Here is an 18,333-nt window from a genome sequence, read left to right as displayed (position 1 = left end):
AGACCATGGATATTGAGTTGGTTGCAAAAGGTAAACACACCCTTCACGGATTGAACTTTTACCTATCCTACTTTGACGACGTAGCGAAAGTCTTACCGAGAGAGGATTACTGCTTTATTGTGGGAGGATGGGTAAGGGACAGGATATTAGGAGAACCTGTGGGAGAAAATATAGACGTTGACTTTCTGGTTACCTGTGACCCTGTTAGGGTTGCTCAAGAGTTTGCAAACAGGACTGGAGGGCACTTCTTCGTATTTGAGAAGAAGGGAATACTTATAAAGAGACCCGTAGTTGCCTCCGTGGTCATACACCTGCCTCCTTATAGGTACAGGTTTGACTTTTCACAGGTGAAGGGTAAAGACCTGGAGAAAGCCCTGGAAGAAGATTTGAGGGAAAGAGACTTCACAGCAAACGCCATAGCGGTCAACCTTGATGACGTACTCAGTATAGGAGCAAAACAGACCATAGTCTTTGACCCAACAGAGGGTATAAAGGACTTAGAGAACGGACTGCTGAGACCCATCTCCGAGGAGAACCTGAAGAGAGACCCAGTGAGGATACTGAGAGGTTTCAGGCTTTCCATAGAGAAAGAGCTTGAGCTAACAGAAGACTTTTATACATTCGTTGACAAGAACAAGAGTCTTATCCTCAAGGCTCCTGCAGAGAGAATAACCCACGAACTCTTCAAAATTGTGAAGCATCCAAAGGGCTCAAAGGTTATAAGGAGGCTGTACGAGGTGGGACTCCTTGAAATCGTTATACCAGAGTTTTCCAAGTTAAAGAGGGTAAAGGACCAGGGAGAGCATCACCTATATCCCCTTGATGAGCATACTTTAAGGATTCTTGAGGAGGTTGAGAGGGTTACAGAGGAGAGGACAAAGTACCTGAGCGTTGAGCTTCTGGGAGATTTCGGATGCCGAAGGTTTCTGGGGGAGTTCACAGACGTTGAGCTACTCAAGTGGGGTGCTCTCTTACACGACATAGGCAAACCTGACACCTTTGAAATAAAGGAGGGAAAGGTAACCTTTTACAACCACGACAAGGTAGGCGAGGAGATAGTCAAAAAAATAGGTGGGAAACTAAAATGGGGTGAGCAAGCTACCAGGTTCATAGGGAAGCTTGTGAGGTATCACCTGAGACCCTTTTACCTGAGGGAGTCCTTCCTGAAAGGAGAGCTAAAAAGAAGGGGTATGGCAAACTTCTGGAAGGAGTGTGGCGACATAGCTCCACACCTTTTCCTGCTTTCCATTGCAGACGCCTTTGCCAGCGGAGATAGCCAGGAGGACATCAAAGCCCTCCTTGAAACTATAAGTGAGCTTGAAAGCTTTAAAAGAAACGAGCTAAAGGAAATAAGGATAGAGCCTCTGCTGAACGGACGGGAAATAATGGCTATACTGAACATATCTCAGGGGAAGATGGTGGGTGAGCTCAAGAAGAGGCTTGAGGAAGCTCAAATTGAAGGTAAAGTAAGAACCCGAGAGGAGGCTATAGAGTTCATAAAGGGTGCCTATCAGGATATACTTACCGCAGGAGGTAGTCATGGCTGAACTCACACCCCTTGAGGACGCCTTAAGAACAGTTCTTGAGAATGTGAAACCGCTGGACACGGAGAAGGTGTTCATATACGACGCCCTTGGACGCTTTTTAGCCAGAGATATAACCTCAGACACTGACAAACCCCTATTTAATAATTCAGCCATGGACGGCTTCGCCGTGAGGTATGAGGATATAAAGGAAGCCTCTGAAGAGAAACCTGCACAGCTGAAACTTGTGGGAGAGTTCGCTGCAGGCACAGGAGAGAACCTTAAAGTCGGTGAGGGGATGGCAGTAAAGATATTCACTGGAGCTCCTATCCCTGAAGGGGCTGACACCGTTGTTCCGGTAGAGTATACGGAAACAAAAAACGGGGTGGTTTACATAAAGAGAGCCTTTAAGAAGGGAGCCAACATAAGGCTCAAAGGGGAGGACGTAAGAGAAGGAGAAGTGATACTCCGCAAGGGACAGGAGATAAGGGGATATGAGGTGGGCATGCTCGCCTTTGTTAACAGAGCCGTGATTGAAGTTTACAGGAGACCACAGGTAGCCGTGCTATCAACGGGGGACGAACTCCTGGAGCTCGGCGAGCCTCAAAGTAGAGCCTCTCAGATAAGAAGCTCAAACCATCACATGGTCTACTCTCTCATAGAGAGCGCAGGAGGTGTCCCTCATCAACTTGGTATAGCTCCCGATAAACCAGAGGAACTACTGAAGGTTCTCAAGACCTGCCACAGATACGACATATTCATAACCACAGGCGGTGTCTCAATGGGGGAAAAGGACTACGTCCAGTACCTTGTCAGGGAAGTTGGGGTTGATGTTAAGTTTCATAAACTCAGGATAAAACCCGCCAAGCCGGTTCTCTTTGGGACCTACGGAGAGAACAAGCTGTTTTTTGGTCTTCCCGGAAATCCTGTCTCCTGTGCGGTAGCCTTTGACCTGCTCGTTTACCCAGCCATAAGAACGATGCTGGGTGCAAAGGAAGTCTTCAAGAAAAAGCTCAAGGCTGTTTTGACTAAGGACTTCTCCCGCAGGGATGCAAGCAGGAGAGAATTTGCAAGGGCAAAGGTATGGTTTGAAGGAGAGAGAGCCCTCTGTGAGCCTCATCCAAAGCAGCAGTCCCACATGCTGACCTCATTGGTTGAGTCAAACGCATACATGATTGTGCCTGAGGATGTAAAGGAGATAAAGAACGGTGAACCCGTAGAGGTAGTCCTGCTTTAACATCGGAGTTTCTCTTACTTTATGTAACCTTTGAACCTCTGGAAGTTCATGAGCTTCTCAGCTATGCTCAGTTTTTTATCTTCCGCCTTCTTTATAAGGAACTCTATTATCCTTAAAGCCTCTTCGTACTCTTCCTTTGTTAAGTTTTTAGTATCAAAGCTTGCAACCTTCTCCAGGGATTCTATGAGCGCATCGTAGTTATCCTCTTCAAGGTATATCTCACACTTCAGAAGTATCTCCTTAAGGCTTTCATTCATTCGCCCTCGCCGTGACCTCCTCCTTTCCGTAAACCTTTTTCTCTGCCTCTTCCCAAGCTTCCCTAAGCTCTTCAAGTATCCCCTTTATCTTCTCAAGGGTGCTTATATCATTCCTCATGTTTGCGCTCACAATTTCATTAATAAGAATCTCATAAATTTCGTCAAGGTTTTTAGCTATCTCCTGCCCCCTTTCGGAGTCCAGGGAAGCCCTCAGAACTATCAGTATGTCCATAGTCTTTGTCAGGTTCTCAGCCTTTCTCTTAACGTTCTCAGTCTCCCCAAGACCGCTCCTTATAGCATCTATAGCGTCCTCTATACAAGAGATAGCCTTGTCGTACAACATTATTACAAGTCTTATTGGGTTTGCATTCTCAACCATATTTTTCAGATAAATCTCCGCAGGATTCATCACTTATTACCTCCTTTTGTCATCTCAGAGAGGGTGACTATAAACTGCTGGAAACGCTGTCTGAGCTCTTCCGCTTGAGCTATAAAAGCTTCCAGCTGAGCGTATTCCCTTCTCAAAGACTGCTCTTCTTGGACGAGCCTGTTTGCCAAGGATTGTATCCGGCTGTCTATATCCTCTATCTGTTCGTTGTAGGTCTGCTCAAAACTGCTGAAGAGGTCTTTTTCACCCTCAAGATAGGAGCTGTAGGAGCTTTTCAGGTCCTCAATGAGACCCTTCACCTTTTCAGGGTCAGTGTTCAGGAGCTCGTTTAACCTGTCAGTTTTAAGGGAAATCTCTCCCGTATCACCGTTGTAGTCAATCAAACCTTCCTCTATAAGGGGGTCAAGTCTTTCCGCCACACCCGTCTTTACGCTCGCTATGGTGTAATCACCCCTGAAGAGAGCCTGTTCACCGACCGTAAGGGAGTCCACGAGCTTTACCAGTCCGTTGTACTGCTTAACGAAATCCTCCAGGAAGGAGGTAACCTTTGAGTAGTTTTCTGACACGCTAACGTTGGCACTCCCAATATCCTTAACCTCTATGGTCAAACCGCTTATAACATTTTCAAACTCGTTGGTAGGGCTGACTACAGGTGAACCTGAGCCTATCACAATCTCAGCATTCTGAGCACTCTGAATCGTGTCAAGTCCTGTCCCTAACTCTGAAGGCAGACCAGACACACCTATCACGTAAACGTTGCCCGCAACGTCGGTTTCAACGTTAGAGCCGCCCAAATCGTTCTCTGAGAGCATGAGTTTATAGCTCGTCCCATCGTAGTATATGCTCGCCTTGACCCTGTCCTGAGCGTTGTTTATAGAATTCACAAGGTCTTCAAGGGTTTCACCTGCGTTATAGTCTATATCAAAGGTTTCAGTTCCCGAGCCGGTTTCATAGGTTATGGTAAGTGTCCCAGAGCTTGCAAAGGTTCCGGTAAGGTCTGCAAAGCCTCCGTTGGTGACCCTGACCTCAGCCTGGGCGAGTTTGTTCACGTTGACGGAAAAACTGAGGTTGGGAGCCTCGTCTGTTGCAGAGGCAATTAACACGTCAGGGTTTGAGGAGGTTGCCTGCTTTGCCTTAAATAAGCTATCAACGTCAAGACCCTCAAAGAGAGATAGAAAATCACCTATGCCCTTTGAGAGGTTTCCCAGAGAGGAGAGCTTAGCCTGAACGAGGGCTTTCTCCTGCTGTAATCTTTGAAGCGGGAGGGATTTGAGCTGCATTATCTGGTCAACTATAGCACCCCCGTCAAAGTTAGTTCCCGTAAGTCCAGACAGAAAGAGTTCACCAGCCATACTAAACCCTCTCGCTCAGCAGAACACCGAGCATCTGGTCAATTCTCTTCATAAGCTCAAGGACATAGTCGGGGGGTATCTGACGGATAAGTCTGTTGGTGTCCCTCTCAAAAACCTTCACAACCGGTATCTCAAGCTGGTCGTCTATATCTATCTTCAGGTATCTGTTGAGGTAATCAAGCTTCCTCTGAATTTCCCTGAGAAGCTTTTGGAGCTCCTCCCTGCTCATGGAGCTTTCCTGGAGGCTTTCCTCTGCCCTCCTTTCAATGTCTCTCTTAACAGACTCCACTCCCTTATGGGGTTGAACCTCCCTCTGAACCTGCCTGAGAAGTTCAATGTCCACCTCGGAGCCTTTACCGTTCACCCTCATGGCTCCTTCTCCTTTTTAGGGCGGAGGGAAGGGCAAGCCTCCCCTCCTCAAAGGCTGTTACCTCAGTAGCTGTAGGACGAGCTGGGGCAGGGTGTTCGCCTGTGCGAGCATTGCAACACCGGACTGCATCCTTATCTGCATCGTCGTGAAGTTCTTCATCTCCTCAGCGAAGTCCACGTTCCTTATGACGTTCTCAGCTTCGTTGGTGTTGTCCTGAGCGACCTTCTGGGCGTCAAATATTGTCTGGAGGTTGTTCATAACAGCACCTATCTCGGAACGAACCGTATCAACCTTCTGTATCGCCTTCTTTATTATAAGGAGCGCAGTCTCAGCTCCTGAGTTGGTAGAAACGTCTATGGAGTAGAGGTTGTTCAAGGTTGCAGTGATGGAAGTGTCCGGACCGCTCCCACCGACTATATCTATACCACTCTCATTCACAACGAAGCTGTCGGTTCCGTAAATCTGTAGCTCACCTACTTTGACGGCGTAGGCTTTTTGCGTATCAGCCAATCCTGTTACATCCGAAGCACCTTCTATAAGCTGGGAGAAGTTAACAGCGACGTTATTGTTTGATCCAGCATCGGCAGTAACTTCAGCCTCTATAGCTATCGTTTCTCCGTTGGTCGTTTCAAGAACGAGCTTACCGTTTTCCGCTCTTGCAGTTATAGGTGTCCCCGTTGCAGAAGCTTGGCTGTTAATCTGAGTAACAAGGTCTGAAAGTGTGGTAGTTGTTGTGACTCCTGTTATGGAAAAGTTGGGAGATGTTATATCCCTTGCACCAACATAGAAATGCAACGTGACAGTGTCTCCGGCATCACCTGACACAACACCTGTAAAATCCGCTCCGGTGCTCTTGTTCTTTGCAACCGCCTCTATGCCCGCCGCCTGAAGGGTAGCGTCGTTGTTTATGTTGTTAGCGGCGGTTGCCGCATCTACGAGGACAGTTGTAGCTGTTCCCTGAAGGACAACCTGACCTCCAACCCTGAGCTCTTCACCGTTGGCAAGGGCATAATCATCTTTGTCCGTTTCCAAACCAGTTATTGGCTTGTCTGCAGCACTTGTATATACACCTCCGTTTCCGCTCACTATGTAAGCACCCAGGCTCTGTGCCCTCACGTCGCCTATGTTAACTGTAACCGTCTGTCCGTACCTCGGTCCGTAGTGTATGGACTTTCCGGCGAAGGTTCCGTCAAGGAGCTTTATCCCGTTGTACTCGGTGTCCGTTCCTATCTTCTGAATGGCGTCAACGAGGTTGCTTATCTCCTTCTGGAGAGCTGCCCTTGCGTTGGGGTCGTTGATGTCGTTGGCAGCATTCTCAGCTTTGACATAGATCTCCTTTAGTTTGTTGTAAATCTGTCCGGAGGAGTTCTCCGCTATCTGGAGGGCGGATATTCCCGTCTGGATGTTTCTGTTACCCTGTTCAAGACCGGCGGAGACAACGGCAAGCTGGTCAGCTATGAACAGACCTGCGGAATCGTCCGCAGCGTTCAGAATTCTGAGACCTGTTGAGAGCCTCAGGAGAGACTTGTTCATAAGCCTCTCGTTCTGCTTGAGGGCTGTGTGCGTCACAGCCGCCTCATAGTTGAAGTTGATTCTTAGAGCCATGGCTGACACCTCCTATTGGTTTTGTCAAAGAATTAAATCGGCAGTGCTGTAAAGTTTTTTAACAGGGCGTCCGGAAGGGTTAGAAACGGTTAGTAATACCAGATATACTTCAAAGCTGAAGGCGAACTTACAGCCTTGAAGGTAAAATATTTCCCCTATGGAACTCCTCTTTGAGCTGACAAAGGAAGGCAGAAAAGGTTACAGACTCCCGGAGCTTGATGTTCCGAGGGTAAACCTTACAGAGGTTATACCGGAAGGATATATAAGGAGAGAATTAAATCTCCCAGAGCTCTCCGAGCTGGAGGTAGTAAGGCACTTTACTAAGCTCTCCCAGCTCAACTACGCCATAGATACCACGATGGTCCCACTGGGTTCCTGCACTATGAAGTACAACCCGAGGATAAACGAGGAGCTGGCAAACATGCCTGAGTTCCTCAGCGTCCACCCGCTGACTCCAGAGGAGCTGGTACAGGGAACACTGAGGGTAGCTTACGAGCTAAAAGAGCTTCTAAAAGAATTGGGAGGTTTTGCGGACGTATCTCTCCAGCCGGCAGCTGGCGCTCAGGGAGAGTTCCTCGGACTCCTCTTAATCCTCGCTTACCACAGAGACAGGGGAAACGACAAGAAGAGAAAGATTCTGATACCAGACTCAGCCCACGGAACGAATCCAGCTTCCGCTGCCATATGCGGCTTTGATGTGGTTACGGTTAAAAGTGACGAGAACGGAGAGCTGGACTGGGAAGACTTTATGAAGAAGCTCGGAGAAGATACGGCGGCACTGATGATAACCAATCCGAACACCCTTGGGATATTTGAAAGAAAGGTAAAAAGAATGGCTGAGGAGCTCCACAAGAGGGACGCTCTCCTCTACATGGACGGAGCCAACTTCAACGCCCTTGTGGGAGTGGCAAGACCCGGAGACTGGGGAGTTGACGTTATGCACTTTAACCTCCACAAGACCTTCTCCACACCCCACGGAGGAGGAGGACCCGGAAGCGGTCCCGTTGGGGTCTCAGAGAGACTGAAGCCTTACCTCCCGGTCCCCCAGGTTGAGTTTGACGGAAAAAAATATTACCTGAACTGGAACATCCCCAAGAGCGTGGGAAAACTCCTTGCCTTTTACGGACACTTCGGCATGTGGCTCAGAGCCCTTGCTTACATCTTAAGCTACGGCAGGGAGATAGATAAGGTTGCAAAGTACGCGGTTTTGAATGCAAGATACCTGAGAAGTCTCTTGAAAGGGGTGTTCAACGACCCATACTCTCACGTCCCCTGCATGCACGAATTTGTCCTATCTGCAACCAACCTTTTGAAGTACAACACCAACGCCATGGGTGTGGCAAAGAGGTTGCTGGACTATGGCTTTTATGCTCCAACCGTTTACTTTCCTCTCGTTGTGAGGGAAGCGCTCATGATAGAGCCTACCGAGACGGAGGACCCTGACACTCTCAGGGAATTCGCCGAAGCTTTAAAGAGTATCGTCAAGGAAGCAAAAGAAAACCCCGACAGGTTAAACAAAGCTCCCTTCAGAACACCTGTTAGAAGGATAAAAGAAGCCGAAGCAAACAGGAAACCTGTATTGAGATATAGGGGTAAGTAATTAAGCAGGGGCTGGGACGCCCCCGAAGAGTTAGACCATAGACTTGAGTTTGCTGAGAACTTCGTCGTAGTTGGGTTCCTGGGTTATCTCTGGAACGAGCTGTTTGTAGGCAACCTTTCCTTCTTTGTCAACTATGAACACAGCCCTTGCAAGAATGCCTTTCAGTGCGCCTTCCGCTATGAGGACTCCGTACTTCTCCATGTCCCTGTATCTGAAGTCAGATGCAACGGTGACATTCCCTATGCTGAAGCTCTCACAGAACCTCTTCTCCGCAAAGGGCAAGTCCATTGAAATCACGGTTACGTCAACTTTGTCTCCAAGTCCCTGAACAAGTTCGTTGAATTTCTTAGTTTCGGTTTCACAAACCGGTGTATCAAGGGAAGGAACAGTCACTATAAGCTGAACTTTACCCTTAGCGCCACCAACTCTCTTTTCCTGCAGGTCTGTGGTTACGACAACCGCTTCCGGTGCATCGTCCCCAACGTTAAGTACAGGTCCGACAAGACTGACTGTATTACCTTTCAAAGTTACTGTTTCAGCCATGGTATCCACCTCCTTCTGTGGTTTTTAGCCATTCTATCAGCAATCTGTGGGCTTTTTGATGTCTTCTGTCATATAATAGTGAATCCTATGGAAGAAAAGAATTACGTGGGAATTGAAGACTTCCTGAAGTTGGACCTTAGACTCGCCAAGGTTCTTGAAGCTGAAAAGGTAGAGGGTTCGGACAAGCTCATAAAGCTGAGACTTTCCCTTGGAAACGAAGAGAGGACCGTGGTTGCAGGCATAGCAAAGTTTTACTCACCTGAGGAACTTGTAGGCAAGAAGATACTTGTAGTAGCAAACCTAAAGCCCAGGAAGATATTCGGTATAGAATCCCAGGGAATGATCCTCGCCCTATCCAACGGAGACAAGATGTCTCTCATAGTCCCGGACAGGGACATTGAAGAGGGTGCAAAGGCGGGTTAACTTTTTTTTATGTTCCTGATTATCTTTATCCTGTCCGTGGGTTTATCCTTCTCCACAGATCTCTTTAAGACCGCCGAAGGCGGTAACTTGGAGACTCTAAGAAAGTTAGTAAACAGCAGCAATGTGAACATGAAGAACCATGAAGGGGAAAGCCTGCTACATGTGGCAGCGGAGGCAGGACACACAGATATTGTCAAGTTCCTTCTTGAGCAGGGAGCAGATGTGAACGCAAGGGACAACTACAAGGCAACACCCCTTCATTTTGCAGCCAACAACGGACATTATGAAATAGTCCTGTCTCTTCTTGAACACGGGGCTAAGGTAAACGCACGAAACCTAAATGGGTGGACACCGCTTCACTTGGCTTCCCGCAATGGACACCTTAAAATCGTTAAACTGCTTCTTGAAAGGGGCGCAAAGGTCAACGTACGAAACGGGGCAGGTCTCACACCTCTGCACGTAGCCGCCATGAACGGGCACAAAGAGGTAGTTGAACTCCTTTTGAAAGCCGGTGCGGATGTGAAATCTAAGGACAACGCTGGACTCACCGCTTTGGATTTCGCTAAGGATTACGGTCATCCTGAGGTGGTAAATTTACTGTTGAAGTCCTCAGAAGAGTAGTACTCAACTCTGTTTCTGCCCTTCTCCTTTGCCCTGTAGAGGGCTTTATCCGCCATCCTTATCAGGGCTTCTTTCTTAAGGTTGTTGGTTGGTACTAAGCAGGCTACGCCTATACTAACCGTAACGAACTTGGAAACCTTTGAGCCTGGGTGAGCTATCGCCAGGTTCTCTATGTCCTTTCTAATTCTCTCAGCTACCTTCAGCGCATCCCTGAGGTTTGTTTCTGGAAGGACAACCACAAACTCCTCCCCTCCATACCTTGCAACCAGGTCTATATCAGACCTTATGTGTTTACCGATAGCACCGGCAACCATCTGAAGGCATTCGTCCCCCTCCAGATGTCCGAGCAGGTCATTGTAGTTCTTAAAGAAATCAATATCCAGCATGAGAAGAGATATTGGTCTCTTAGCCCTTTTTGCCCTTGCCCACTCCTTACGGAAGAACTCTTCAAAGCGAAGACGATTCGCTACGCCCGTAAGCCCGTCAATATAGGACATGTCCTTAAGTTTTACGTTTAACTCCTCCGTTCTTCTCTTCTCAAAGGCAAGGAGCATCGTCAGGAGAAAGTCCCTTCTGCTATGTCTCTCCAAAAGGTAGCTTACGGGCATGCCCAGTATGGTAGCAGAGCCCAGAAAGAACATATTTGTAAGAAGCTGGTCCTTTGGGGTGTTGAGAATAAAAAGGTCAACAAAAGGGTAGGTGAAGGTTATCGTGAGTGCTACAGCGGAGGCATAGTAAAACCTTAGGGCTGAAAGGGTAAAGGCATAGAATATCACCAGCATGAGCCCTGGATAGTAGAGGTAGGATTTGCCTGTTGAAGCCAGATATATCATGGCAACTATGCCAAGCCCTCCTGCTATCACCACAAAGGAGTGCAAAAGCTCTATCTTTGCTTCATCGTGGACCTTAAAGGTGAAAAACAGAAACAGAAAGCCTAAGGGTATAACAACTCCAAAGCGAATGAACCAGAAGTAAGACTTCAGGTCTGGAAACACTATGGCATCAAGGAGACCGAAGGAAGCGTAAAGGAGTATACCCATGATTATCGCTATCCTGGACTGCCAGGCGTATTTGGAAAGGTAGTAATTCTGAAAGGCTCTCTCAAGTATAGGAGAGAATTTTAAAAAGGTTAAACCCCTCCCAAATTCCCGGACTATCTGGGCTTCATCCCTAACTGCAACTACTTCAAATAGACCTTCAAATTCCTTGAGAGCCTCTTGACCCTCTCTATCCCTGTTTTCCATAAGAAAGCTTGCTTTCTATCATGTTTATTATCTCATCGTAAACACGTTTCACCTCTTCAGCCAAGGCCACCAGGCTCTCCACACCAACTGCGTGAGCCTGCTCATAGATAGGTTTAACCTGTTTCTCAAAGTACTCCTTGTATTCCCGAAGGTCAAATTCAAGCTCATCAGGTTCAAGCTCGTCTATTATGTTCATGTACTCTTCCTTTCTTATCCTTATAGCGAGCAGGAAGTTCTTCAGCTCAGCTCTAATATCTCCCCTGTCAATACCTGCGTTCCTAAAATCTGCCATCTTGACCTCCTTAAAACATATGTCCCAGTTTGTCTTTCTTAGTGCTAAGGTATACCCTGTTGTAAGGGTTAGGGTCTATCTTTATTGGGACCCTCTCCACTATCTCAAGTCCGAAACCTTCAAGAGCTACTATCTTCCTTGGGTTGTTTGTCATAAGCCTCATCTTCCTGACTCCAAGGTCAAGGAGTATCTGAACTCCAACACCGTAGTCTCTAAGGTCTGGCGGATAGCCAAGCCTCTCGTTGGCTTCTACGGTATCGTAACCTTTCTCCTGGAGCTCGTAAGCTTTTATCTTGTTAGCTATGCCTATGCCTCTACCCTCATGTCCGAGTATATACACAAGAACACCCTTACCCTCCTTGGCGATCATTTCAAGCGCTCTTTCCAGCTGCGGTCTGCAGTCGCACCTCATGGAACGAAAGACGTCGCCGGTAAGGCATTCGGAGTGAACCCTGACCAGAACCGGCTCCTCCTCGTCCCAATCTCCCATGGTCAGAGCCACCTGTTCTTCCCCGGTAAGTTTGTGTCTGTATGCGTGTATGTTGAAAGTTCCCCAAGGTGTGGGAAGATGGGCACTTGCCACTTTTTCAACGAGCTTTTCCTTTTTAAGCCTGTACCTTATAAGGTCTGCAATAGTTATTATCTTAAGGTCGTGCTCTCTGGCAAACTCTACAAGGTCTGGAAGTCTTGCCATAGTCCCGTCTTCCTTCATTATTTCACATATAACTCCTGCAGGGTAAAGCCCTGCAAGCCTTGCAAGGTCTACGGAAGCCTCCGTGTGCCCTGCCCTTTCAAGGACTCCACCTGGTCTGGCTTTCAGGGGAAAAACATGTCCAGGTCTTATAAAGTCTGATGGTCCAGCTTCGGGGCTTATTGCTAACTTTATAGTTTTAGCTCTGTCATGGGCAGATATACCCGTGGTTGTTCCGTGTTTAGGGTGCGCATCTATAGATACACAGAAATACGTTCCTTTAGGGTCTGTGTTTCTGTGGGCCATCGGATAAAGGTCAAGCTCTTCACATCTCTCAGGAGGCAAGGATAAACATATTAAGCCCCTTCCATGCTTAGCCATGAAGTTTATAGCTTCGGGGGTCACCCTCTCGGCCGCCATCACAAGGTCACCTTCATTCTCCCGATCAGGGTCATCAACCACTATGACCATCTTCCCTTCTCTTATATCCTTTACAGCCTCCTCAATGGTGTTGAACTTAAACTCGCTTGCACTCATAACCTACCTCCGGCTATCACCGAGTTTATCACGCACACTCTGAATAACTTTATCTATAAGACTCTCCCTGTAAGGGGCTTCTTCAACGACGGTAACGTCTCTGCCTAAAAAACTGCTCGCCAGCCAGTTTATTATTTCTGGTCCCCAGTGGGTAAAGACGTGGTCAGCTATTATAAATACAGCAGCCACATAGAGGATATACCTGAGCATAGAGATAAAGATATGCTCGGAGAGGAGAAAGAAAAGTTAGGACTGTTGGGTAAGAGCTTCCTCCTCCTTTATAGCTCTTTGAAGAACCCTTACAACAACCCACCTCTTTGTCTTGGAGAGAGGTCTCGTCTCCCTGATTTCTACTACGTCTCCCACTTTGCACTCGTTTTTTTCGTCGTGGGCATGGTACTTTTTACTCCTTATTATGTGCTTTCCGTAAAGCGGGTGGGGAACTTTTCTGTCCACCTTTACCACAACTGTCTTGTCCATCTTATCGGATACAACTGTTCCAACAAGGTGTTTTCTTTTATCGTTCCAGTTCTTCTCAGCCATCTTACTCACCCCTTAATTCCTTTTCTCTAATAATGGTAAGAGCCCTGGCTATCTCTCTTCTGAGGTTCTTTATAGCCATGGGGTTGTCAAGTCCGGAGATCTTCTGCTGAAATTTCAACCTGAGAAGCTCTGTCTTTAACTCGTCAACCTTCTTCTCAAGCTCTTCCTTCTTCAATTTCCTAAGCTCCGCTGCCTTCATACTGTGAATCCTCCAGCCTTAACAAGCCTCGTCTTTATAGGTAATTTCGCAGAGGCAAGCCTGAAAGCCTCCTCAGCTACATCCTCCGGGACGCCACCGAACTCAAACATGATCCTGCCCGGCTTTACCACCGCTACAAAACCTTCAGGGTCACCTTTTCCTCCACCCATCCTGACTTCGTTAGGTTTCTTCGTATATGGCTTATCAGGGAATATCCTTATCCACACCTTGGCACCCTTTCTGAGGGCTCTAACCAGGGCAACCCTAACTGCCTCTATCTGTCTCTGGGTTATCCAAGCCCTGTCAAGCGCCTGTATGCCATACTCACCAAAAGCTATCCTGTTCCCTCTGAGAGATTTACCCTTTAATGTCCTCCTTTGCTGTTTTCTGTACTTAGTCTTCTTTGGCTGGAGAAACATCTCATCCTACCTCCTGAGGAACCTTTGCTAAGTCTTCCTCTATCTTTCTAAGAACCTCTTCCTTTCCACCCTTAAGGACATCACCCTTGTATATCCACACCTTGACGCTGAGTATACCGTATTTCGTGTAAGCTGTCGCAAATCCGTAATCTATATCCGCCCTCAGGGTTTGTAAAGGCATCCTGCCAACGAGGAACCATTCTTTTCTGGCAAGCTCTGCACCGCCTATCCTTCCCTTTACCTGAATCTTTACACCTTTTGCACCTGCCTTGAGGGTATTGTCTATGGCTCTCTTCATGGCTCTTCTGTGGGATACCCTTCTCTCAATCTGAAGGGCTATATCTTCGGCAACAAGCTGGGCGTCCAGCTCAGGGACCCTCACCTCAGCAACGTTTATAGTCACCTCTTTACCAGGAACCATACTTTCTATAGTTTTCTTAAGAAGTTCAACTTCCTGTCCCTTCCTACCTATTATTATTGCAGGTCTCGCAGCGTGAATCCTTATCTTGAGCTTGTCCACTATCCTTTCAATTTCAATGTTGGATATCCCAGCTATCTTGTACCTCTCCTTTATGTATTCCTTTATCTTCAGGTCTTCATGGAGAGTCTGAGCGTACTCCTTCTTGGGAGCGTACCACTTTGAGTCCCAGCTCTTAGTTATACCGAGCCTAAAGCCTATCGGATGTGTCTTCTGTCCCATAAATCAGTCCTCCTGCTCTTCCTGCTTTTCGGCAAGTACTATAGTTATATGAGAAAGCCTCTTTCTGAGCATTGTAGCCCTTCCATGGGCTCTGGGGAGCCACTTTCTAAACATAGGTCCCCTATCGGCAACCGCCTTCTTAACGTAAAGTCTGTCAAGGTCAAGCCCTTTCTGTTCAGCATTGGCTATGGCGCTCTTTAGAACATTCTCAATTATACGGGCACCTTTCTTAGGAAGGACCTTCAAAAGGTAGAGAGCCTCACCCACACTTTTCCCATGAATCTGACTCAGAACAAGCCTTGCCTTTAGAGGTGAAACCCTGGCGTATCTAAGTATGGCTATAGCTTCACCCTGCCTGTAACCTTCTCTCTGACTCTTATCCTTTATCTTCAGCTGTCCCATATCCTACACCTCACTTCTTCTTGACCACCTTTGCACTCTTTTCAGGGTGGCCCCTAAAAGTTCTCGTCGGGGCAAACTCACCGAGTTTATGTCCCACCATTTCCTGAGTTATGTAAACCGGAACGAATGTCTTTCCGTTGTGCACCGCTATAGTGTGCCCCACAAACTCCGGAATTATGGTTGTTGAACGGGAATAGGTTTTTATGACTTTTCTGTCGCCTGTCTCATTCATCTGCTTGATTTTCTTCCAAAGCTTGGGATGAACCCAGGCTTTCTTATTGACCAGATCTCTGAACTGCTCATAGGTTTCTTCATACCTCTTAATCCTCTGCTCTATAAGGGCAGGGTCTCCCTTCTTCTGAGCTTCCCTGACCTTTTTGTGAAGCCTGTGAATTCTCTTGTAAAGCCTGTAGAAACTATCAAGGTCTTCAATAATCCTGTTTCTCTTGTTCCATGCACCTTTAAAACCCATTAGAGCGGCCTCCCATCTCTACGTGTAATTATGAACCTATCAGAATACTTACGACCTCTCCTTGTCTTGTACCCTTTGGTCTTCCATCCCCATGGAGACTCAGGATGTTTACCTCTGGTTCTACCCTCACCACCTCCGTGAGGATGGTCAACAGGGTTCATAGCCGTACCTCTAACATGGGGTCTCCACCCCAGCCACCTTGTCCTACCAGCTTTTCCAAGCTTAACAAGTTCATGCTCAGCGAGGCCAACCTTTCCTATCGTTGCCATGCACCTCTCATGAACGAGTCTCATCTCTCCAGAAGGGAGTCTTACCTGAACGTAACTCCCGCTTCTACCCAGTATCTGAGCTTCTGTACCAGCAGCCTTCACAAGCTGACCACCCTTACCAGGCTTGAGCTCTATGTTGTGTACTATTGTTCCTACCGGTATGAATTTTAAAGGCATAGCGTTACCAGGCTTAATCTCAGGAAGGTTTTTACCAGCAGAGGCATCCTCATAATTTATGGACATAACGGTGTCTCCTACCTTAAGACCTTCTGGCCAGAGGATGTACCTCTTCTCACCGTCCGCGTAGTGAAGGAGAGCTATCCTGGCACTCCTGAACGGGTCGTACTCTATCGCAGCCACCCTTGCAGGAACGAGACTCTTATCCCGTTTGAAGTCTATTATCCTGTAGAGTTTCTTATGCCCTCCACCTCTATGCCTAGAGGTTATCTTACCCTGTTGGCGTGACCTTCCCTTAGCCCTATGCCACCATACCACGAGGGATTTTTCGGGTTCCCTTTTTGTTATCTCAGAAAAATCGTAAACAACCGCATGCCTAGCTCCATTTGTGACCGGTTTTAACTTCCTAACACCCATATCTCACTCTCCTTAACCTGCAAAATTAAGAAGGTCAATGCTTTCACCCGGTTCAAGGGTAACTATAGCCTTCTTCCACTTCTTTGTGGTCCCGTACTGTCTGAACCTTCCCATAACCCTTTTCTTTTTTGGCTTGACTATAAGTGTGTTCACCTTCTTCACTTTGACTCCGAAAAGTTCCTGTATGGCGTTCCTTATCTCCGACTTAGAAGCGTCCAATGAAACCTCAAAGGCGTATTTGTTGTAATCCTCCATAAGCCTGTTGCTCTTCTCTGTTATAACAGGTCTGATAATGATCTCATAAGGTCTCCTCTGACTCATGCTTCAACCCTCTTATAGATTCCTTCAAGCGCATCCTTGTGTATCACAAGTTTATCACTCCACAAGATATCGTACACATTAAGCCCTTCAACGGGAAGGACTTTAGCGTTTGGCAAGTTTCTGAAGGACTTATAAATAACTTCATCTTTCTGAGGTGTAACTATGAGAACCTTTTCGGAATCAATCTTGTTCTTCTTGAGAAATTCCAGGGCATTCTTGGTTTTGGGTACATCTCCAAGCTCTATAGTATCAACTATAAGGATACTCTTATTCTGAGCCTTATCCGAGAGAGCCATCTTCAGCGCCAGCTTCTTAACCTTCTTGGGAAGGGAGTAGGAGTAGTCTCTGGGCTTGGGTCCGTGGGCTACACCTCCACCAACAAGTATGTTCGCCCCTCTATCCCCGTGACGGGCGTTGCCTGTACCTTTCTGGGGTAACAACTTTCTACCGCTGTAGCCTAATTCACCCCTGGTTTTGGTGGAGTGTGTTCCCTGTCTTCTTGAGGAAAGTTGCCACTTCACAACTTCCCAGAGTACGTGTTTCTTCACCCTGACGTTGAAAACCTCATCCTTGACCTCTATCTTTCCTATCTTCATGACTGTGCTCCTACCTGCCCAAGTCCTTCAACTATAGCCTTCAACCTATTCTGTTTAAGCTGCTGCTTCTTTCTACCAGCTATCCTTGACTGCTCTATAAAGAGCAAACCTTTGTTTGGTCCTGGAACAGAACCCTTAAGGAGTAAAAGCCCCTCTTCGGGAATAACATCAACCACCAAAAGAGCTTGAACTCTGACCTTCTCAGACCCCCAGTGACCGGCCATCTTTTTTCCTTTCCAGACTCTTCCAGGGTCTGTCCTGTTTCCTATGGAACCTACGGCTCTGTGGTACCTGTGTCCGTGAGATTTAGGGAAACCCCCAAAATCCCACCTTTTCATTGTTCCAGCAAATCCTCTTCCTTTGGAAGTCCCAACCACATCAACAAGGTCTCCGGGCTTAAATAACTCCTCTATCTTCAGTTCTTGTCCCTCTTGAAAGTCCTGAGGATTGTCAATCCTGTACTCTTTAAGGTATCTCAGAAGCTTAATATTTCTCTTGGTAAAGTGTCCTATAAGGGGTTTAGTTAGATGTTTCTCCTTCGCCTCTATGGCTCCTACCTGAACAGCCCGGTAGCCGTCTCTCTCGGGAGACTTCACCTGAACGACATAATTGGTAGGCACCTGCACAACAGTTACAGGCACAGCCGTTCCATCCTTTGCGAATACTCGCGTCATTCCAAGCTTTCTTCCTATAACTCCGATACCCATGACCGTTAACCTCTCATCTTCACTTCAACGTCTACGCCTGCTGGAAGATTTATCTCCATAAGAGCTTCTATGGTTTGAGGTGTAACCCTCGTTATATCAAGTATCCTTGCATGCTCCCTGACCTCAAAATGCTCCCTTGACTGCTCAAATTTATGGGGAGATCTAAGGACACACCACTTTCTTATCTTCGTTGGCATAGGTATAGGACCTCTTATAACTCCTCCGGTTCTCTTGACGGTTTCTATTATCTTTTTAACGGATTCATCTAAAAGCTTGTAGTCGTATGCTCTGAGTCTTATCCGTATCTTATCCTGCTCCATAGTCCGTTACTCCTCAATCCAGAATTTTAGTGACGACACCAGCACCAACGGTCCTTCCACCTTCCCTTATAGCAAACCTAAGCCCCTCTTCCATAGCCACAGGCGCTA

General features: G+C 47.2%; 27 protein-coding genes. 5 read left to right on the top strand and 22 right to left on the bottom strand.

Annotated elements, in window-relative coordinates; translation table 11 throughout:
* Positions 1 to 5: 5 nt before the first annotated feature.
* Together BCF55_RS00135 and BCF55_RS00130 are read left to right on the top strand one after the other, a co-directional pair.
* Positions 6 to 1,547: an HDIG domain-containing metalloprotein gene (locus BCF55_RS00135; protein WP_121008595.1), complete on the top strand. Its 1,542-nt coding sequence runs from the start codon at positions 6 to 8 to the stop codon at positions 1,545 to 1,547.
* The gene (locus BCF55_RS00130; RefSeq protein ID WP_121008593.1) at positions 1,540 to 2,760 is read left to right on the top strand and encodes a molybdopterin molybdotransferase MoeA; all 1,221 of its coding nucleotides are present in this window, start codon (positions 1,540 to 1,542) and stop codon (positions 2,758 to 2,760) included. Before BCF55_RS00135 ends, BCF55_RS00130 begins: the two co-directional genes overlap by 8 nt.
* A gap of 14 nt (positions 2,761 to 2,774) precedes the next feature.
* Here the strand turns inward: BCF55_RS00130 and BCF55_RS00125 are convergent, their stop codons facing one another.
* The 5 genes from BCF55_RS00125 to BCF55_RS00105 are packed head-to-tail and all read right to left on the bottom strand — an operon-like array spanning position 2,775 to position 6,732.
* Positions 2,775 to 3,017 carry a hypothetical protein gene (locus tag BCF55_RS00125; protein ID WP_121008591.1) on the bottom strand — a complete coding sequence of 81 codons (243 nt, stop codon included), beginning with the start codon at positions 3,015 to 3,017 and terminating at the stop codon, positions 2,775 to 2,777.
* Entirely contained in the window at positions 3,010 to 3,426 is a 417-nt protein-coding gene (fliS, locus tag BCF55_RS00120; protein ID WP_121008589.1) for a flagellar export chaperone FliS, read from the bottom strand. Before fliS ends, BCF55_RS00125 begins: the two co-directional genes overlap by 8 nt.
* On the bottom strand, positions 3,426 to 4,757 hold the full coding sequence (gene fliD, locus BCF55_RS00115) for a flagellar filament capping protein FliD (RefSeq protein ID WP_121008587.1): 1,332 nt from the start codon (positions 4,755 to 4,757) through the stop codon (positions 3,426 to 3,428). Before fliD ends, fliS begins: the two co-directional genes overlap by 1 nt.
* 1 nt (position 4,758) lies before the next feature.
* Positions 4,759 to 5,127, bottom strand: coding sequence for a flagellar protein FlaG (locus BCF55_RS00110; protein ID WP_121008585.1), 369 nt, complete (start codon positions 5,125 to 5,127; stop codon positions 4,759 to 4,761).
* A gap of 57 nt (positions 5,128 to 5,184) precedes the next feature.
* Positions 5,185 to 6,732 carry a flagellin N-terminal helical domain-containing protein gene (locus tag BCF55_RS00105; protein WP_121008583.1) on the bottom strand — a complete coding sequence of 516 codons (1,548 nt, stop codon included), beginning with the start codon at positions 6,730 to 6,732 and terminating at the stop codon, positions 5,185 to 5,187.
* Between the two features lie 157 nt (positions 6,733 to 6,889).
* Here BCF55_RS00105 and gcvPB point away from each other — a divergent pair, with 157 nt between their 5' ends.
* Complete coding sequence (gcvPB, locus tag BCF55_RS00100; RefSeq protein ID WP_121008581.1) at positions 6,890 to 8,332, top strand: aminomethyl-transferring glycine dehydrogenase subunit GcvPB; 1,443 nt, start codon at positions 6,890 to 6,892, stop codon at positions 8,330 to 8,332.
* A gap of 30 nt (positions 8,333 to 8,362) precedes the next feature.
* On the opposite strand, the gene tpx is transcribed toward gcvPB, so the two are convergent.
* Positions 8,363 to 8,875 (bottom strand): thiol peroxidase, encoded by a 513-nt coding sequence (gene tpx, locus BCF55_RS00095; RefSeq protein ID WP_121008579.1) that lies wholly within the window; start codon positions 8,873 to 8,875, stop codon positions 8,363 to 8,365.
* A gap of 87 nt (positions 8,876 to 8,962) precedes the next feature.
* On the opposite strand from tpx, the gene metG reads away from it, so the two are divergent.
* Both metG and BCF55_RS00085 read left to right on the top strand, forming a co-directional pair.
* Complete coding sequence (gene metG / locus BCF55_RS00090) at positions 8,963 to 9,298, top strand: methionine--tRNA ligase subunit beta (protein WP_121008577.1); 336 nt, start codon at positions 8,963 to 8,965, stop codon at positions 9,296 to 9,298.
* Between the two features lie 9 nt (positions 9,299 to 9,307).
* The gene (locus BCF55_RS00085) at positions 9,308 to 9,919 is read left to right on the top strand and encodes an ankyrin repeat domain-containing protein (protein WP_121008575.1); all 612 of its coding nucleotides are present in this window, start codon (positions 9,308 to 9,310) and stop codon (positions 9,917 to 9,919) included.
* Here BCF55_RS00085 and BCF55_RS00080 read toward each other — a convergent pair.
* The 16 genes from BCF55_RS00080 to BCF55_RS00005 all read right to left on the bottom strand — a co-directional run.
* Positions 9,874 to 11,163 (bottom strand): GGDEF domain-containing protein, encoded by a 1,290-nt coding sequence (locus BCF55_RS00080; RefSeq protein WP_121008573.1) that lies wholly within the window; start codon positions 11,161 to 11,163, stop codon positions 9,874 to 9,876. The genes BCF55_RS00085 and BCF55_RS00080 overlap by 46 nt on opposite strands.
* Positions 11,147 to 11,455, bottom strand: coding sequence for a hypothetical protein (locus tag BCF55_RS00075; protein ID WP_121008571.1), 309 nt, complete (start codon positions 11,453 to 11,455; stop codon positions 11,147 to 11,149). Before BCF55_RS00075 ends, BCF55_RS00080 begins: the two co-directional genes overlap by 17 nt.
* Positions 11,456 to 11,465: 10 nt before the next feature.
* Positions 11,466 to 12,683, bottom strand: coding sequence for a bifunctional 3,4-dihydroxy-2-butanone-4-phosphate synthase/GTP cyclohydrolase II (locus BCF55_RS00070; protein ID WP_121008569.1), 1,218 nt, complete (start codon positions 12,681 to 12,683; stop codon positions 11,466 to 11,468).
* A 3-nt stretch (positions 12,684 to 12,686) separates the two neighbouring features.
* The gene (locus BCF55_RS00065; RefSeq protein WP_121008567.1) at positions 12,687 to 12,893 is read right to left on the bottom strand and encodes a hypothetical protein; all 207 of its coding nucleotides are present in this window, start codon (positions 12,891 to 12,893) and stop codon (positions 12,687 to 12,689) included.
* A gap of 36 nt (positions 12,894 to 12,929) precedes the next feature.
* Positions 12,930 to 13,226, bottom strand: a complete 297-nt coding sequence (gene rpsQ / locus BCF55_RS00060) for a 30S ribosomal protein S17 (protein WP_121008565.1) — start codon at positions 13,224 to 13,226, stop codon at positions 12,930 to 12,932.
* Between the two features lies 1 nt (position 13,227).
* Entirely contained in the window at positions 13,228 to 13,425 is a 198-nt protein-coding gene (rpmC, locus tag BCF55_RS00055) for a 50S ribosomal protein L29 (RefSeq protein WP_121008562.1), read from the bottom strand.
* Positions 13,422 to 13,844 carry a 50S ribosomal protein L16 gene (gene rplP, locus BCF55_RS00050; protein ID WP_121008560.1) on the bottom strand — a complete coding sequence of 141 codons (423 nt, stop codon included), beginning with the start codon at positions 13,842 to 13,844 and terminating at the stop codon, positions 13,422 to 13,424. The genes rpmC and rplP overlap by 4 nt, the downstream gene beginning before the upstream one ends.
* Position 13,845: 1 nt before the next feature.
* Positions 13,846 to 14,544: a 30S ribosomal protein S3 gene (rpsC, locus tag BCF55_RS00045; RefSeq protein WP_121008558.1), complete on the bottom strand. Its 699-nt coding sequence runs from the start codon at positions 14,542 to 14,544 to the stop codon at positions 13,846 to 13,848.
* A gap of 3 nt (positions 14,545 to 14,547) precedes the next feature.
* A complete protein-coding gene (rplV, locus tag BCF55_RS00040) occupies positions 14,548 to 14,946 on the bottom strand; it encodes a 50S ribosomal protein L22 (protein ID WP_245960364.1) in 399 nt (132 codons plus the stop codon).
* 10 nt (positions 14,947 to 14,956) lie between these two features.
* Positions 14,957 to 15,418 (bottom strand): 30S ribosomal protein S19, encoded by a 462-nt coding sequence (gene rpsS / locus BCF55_RS09905; protein ID WP_484496815.1) that lies wholly within the window; start codon positions 15,416 to 15,418, stop codon positions 14,957 to 14,959.
* Positions 15,418 to 16,281: a 50S ribosomal protein L2 gene (gene rplB, locus BCF55_RS00030; protein WP_121008556.1), complete on the bottom strand. Its 864-nt coding sequence runs from the start codon at positions 16,279 to 16,281 to the stop codon at positions 15,418 to 15,420. The genes rpsS and rplB overlap by 1 nt, the downstream gene beginning before the upstream one ends.
* 12 nt (positions 16,282 to 16,293) lie before the next feature.
* Positions 16,294 to 16,602, bottom strand: a complete 309-nt coding sequence (gene rplW, locus BCF55_RS00025) for a 50S ribosomal protein L23 (protein ID WP_121008554.1) — start codon at positions 16,600 to 16,602, stop codon at positions 16,294 to 16,296.
* On the bottom strand, positions 16,599 to 17,198 hold the full coding sequence (rplD, locus tag BCF55_RS00020; RefSeq protein WP_121008552.1) for a 50S ribosomal protein L4: 600 nt from the start codon (positions 17,196 to 17,198) through the stop codon (positions 16,599 to 16,601). Before rplD ends, rplW begins: the two co-directional genes overlap by 4 nt.
* Positions 17,195 to 17,905, bottom strand: a complete 711-nt coding sequence (gene rplC / locus BCF55_RS00015) for a 50S ribosomal protein L3 (protein ID WP_121008551.1) — start codon at positions 17,903 to 17,905, stop codon at positions 17,195 to 17,197. The genes rplD and rplC overlap by 4 nt, the downstream gene beginning before the upstream one ends.
* Before the next feature lie 5 nt (positions 17,906 to 17,910).
* Positions 17,911 to 18,225, bottom strand: coding sequence for a 30S ribosomal protein S10 (rpsJ, locus tag BCF55_RS00010; protein ID WP_121008549.1), 315 nt, complete (start codon positions 18,223 to 18,225; stop codon positions 17,911 to 17,913).
* A gap of 13 nt (positions 18,226 to 18,238) precedes the next feature.
* Positions 18,239 to 18,333, bottom strand: a 95-nt coding sequence (locus tag BCF55_RS00005) for an EF-Tu C-terminal domain-related protein (RefSeq protein WP_147424990.1), incomplete at its 5' end; no start/stop codon positions are given.

The organism is Hydrogenivirga caldilitoris (assembly GCF_003664005.1).
Classification (GTDB): Bacteria; Aquificota; Aquificia; order Aquificales; family Aquificaceae; genus Hydrogenivirga; species Hydrogenivirga caldilitoris.
Note: the sequence above shows the minus strand (reverse complement) of the source record. Positions and strands in the feature narration are given on the sequence as shown.

Bases quoted from the DNA above. Each gene is read 5' to 3' on its own strand.
- BCF55_RS00135 (WP_121008595.1), top strand. From the start codon at position 6: ATGGATATTGAGTTGGTTGCAAAAGGTAAACACACCCTTCACGGATTG.
- BCF55_RS00130 (WP_121008593.1), top strand. From the start codon at position 1,540: ATGGCTGAACTCACACCCCTTGAGGACGCCTTAAGAACAGTTCTTGAG.
- BCF55_RS00125 (WP_121008591.1), bottom strand. From the start codon at position 3,017: ATGAATGAAAGCCTTAAGGAGATACTTCTGAAGTGTGAGATATACCTT.
- fliS (WP_121008589.1), bottom strand. From the start codon at position 3,426: ATGAATCCTGCGGAGATTTATCTGAAAAATATGGTTGAGAATGCAAAC.
- fliD (WP_121008587.1), bottom strand. From the start codon at position 4,757: ATGGCTGGTGAACTCTTTCTGTCTGGACTTACGGGAACTAACTTTGAC.
- BCF55_RS00110 (WP_121008585.1), bottom strand. From the start codon at position 5,127: ATGAGGGTGAACGGTAAAGGCTCCGAGGTGGACATTGAACTTCTCAGG.
- BCF55_RS00105 (WP_121008583.1), bottom strand. From the start codon at position 6,732: ATGGCTCTAAGAATCAACTTCAACTATGAGGCGGCTGTGACGCACACA.
- gcvPB (WP_121008581.1), top strand. From the start codon at position 6,890: ATGGAACTCCTCTTTGAGCTGACAAAGGAAGGCAGAAAAGGTTACAGA.
- tpx (WP_121008579.1), bottom strand. From the start codon at position 8,875: ATGGCTGAAACAGTAACTTTGAAAGGTAATACAGTCAGTCTTGTCGGA.
- metG (WP_121008577.1), top strand. From the start codon at position 8,963: ATGGAAGAAAAGAATTACGTGGGAATTGAAGACTTCCTGAAGTTGGAC.
- BCF55_RS00085 (WP_121008575.1), top strand. From the start codon at position 9,308: ATGTTCCTGATTATCTTTATCCTGTCCGTGGGTTTATCCTTCTCCACA.
- BCF55_RS00080 (WP_121008573.1), bottom strand. From the start codon at position 11,163: ATGGAAAACAGGGATAGAGAGGGTCAAGAGGCTCTCAAGGAATTTGAA.
- BCF55_RS00075 (WP_121008571.1), bottom strand. From the start codon at position 11,455: ATGGCAGATTTTAGGAACGCAGGTATTGACAGGGGAGATATTAGAGCT.
- BCF55_RS00070 (WP_121008569.1), bottom strand. From the start codon at position 12,683: ATGAGTGCAAGCGAGTTTAAGTTCAACACCATTGAGGAGGCTGTAAAG.
- BCF55_RS00065 (WP_121008567.1), bottom strand. From the start codon at position 12,893: ATGCTCAGGTATATCCTCTATGTGGCTGCTGTATTTATAATAGCTGAC.
- rpsQ (WP_121008565.1), bottom strand. From the start codon at position 13,226: ATGGCTGAGAAGAACTGGAACGATAAAAGAAAACACCTTGTTGGAACA.
- rpmC (WP_121008562.1), bottom strand. From the start codon at position 13,425: ATGAAGGCAGCGGAGCTTAGGAAATTGAAGAAGGAAGAGCTTGAGAAG.
- rplP (WP_121008560.1), bottom strand. From the start codon at position 13,844: ATGTTTCTCCAGCCAAAGAAGACTAAGTACAGAAAACAGCAAAGGAGG.
- rpsC (WP_121008558.1), bottom strand. From the start codon at position 14,544: ATGGGACAGAAGACACATCCGATAGGCTTTAGGCTCGGTATAACTAAG.
- rplV (WP_245960364.1), bottom strand. From the start codon at position 14,946: ATGGGACAGCTGAAGATAAAGGATAAGAGTCAGAGAGAAGGTTACAGG.
- rpsS (WP_484496815.1), bottom strand. From the start codon at position 15,418: ATGGGTTTTAAAGGTGCATGGAACAAGAGAAACAGGATTATTGAAGAC.
- rplB (WP_121008556.1), bottom strand. From the start codon at position 16,281: ATGGGTGTTAGGAAGTTAAAACCGGTCACAAATGGAGCTAGGCATGCG.
- rplW (WP_121008554.1), bottom strand. From the start codon at position 16,602: ATGAGTCAGAGGAGACCTTATGAGATCATTATCAGACCTGTTATAACA.
- rplD (WP_121008552.1), bottom strand. From the start codon at position 17,198: ATGAAGATAGGAAAGATAGAGGTCAAGGATGAGGTTTTCAACGTCAGG.
- rplC (WP_121008551.1), bottom strand. From the start codon at position 17,905: ATGGGTATCGGAGTTATAGGAAGAAAGCTTGGAATGACGCGAGTATTC.
- rpsJ (WP_121008549.1), bottom strand. From the start codon at position 18,225: ATGGAGCAGGATAAGATACGGATAAGACTCAGAGCATACGACTACAAG.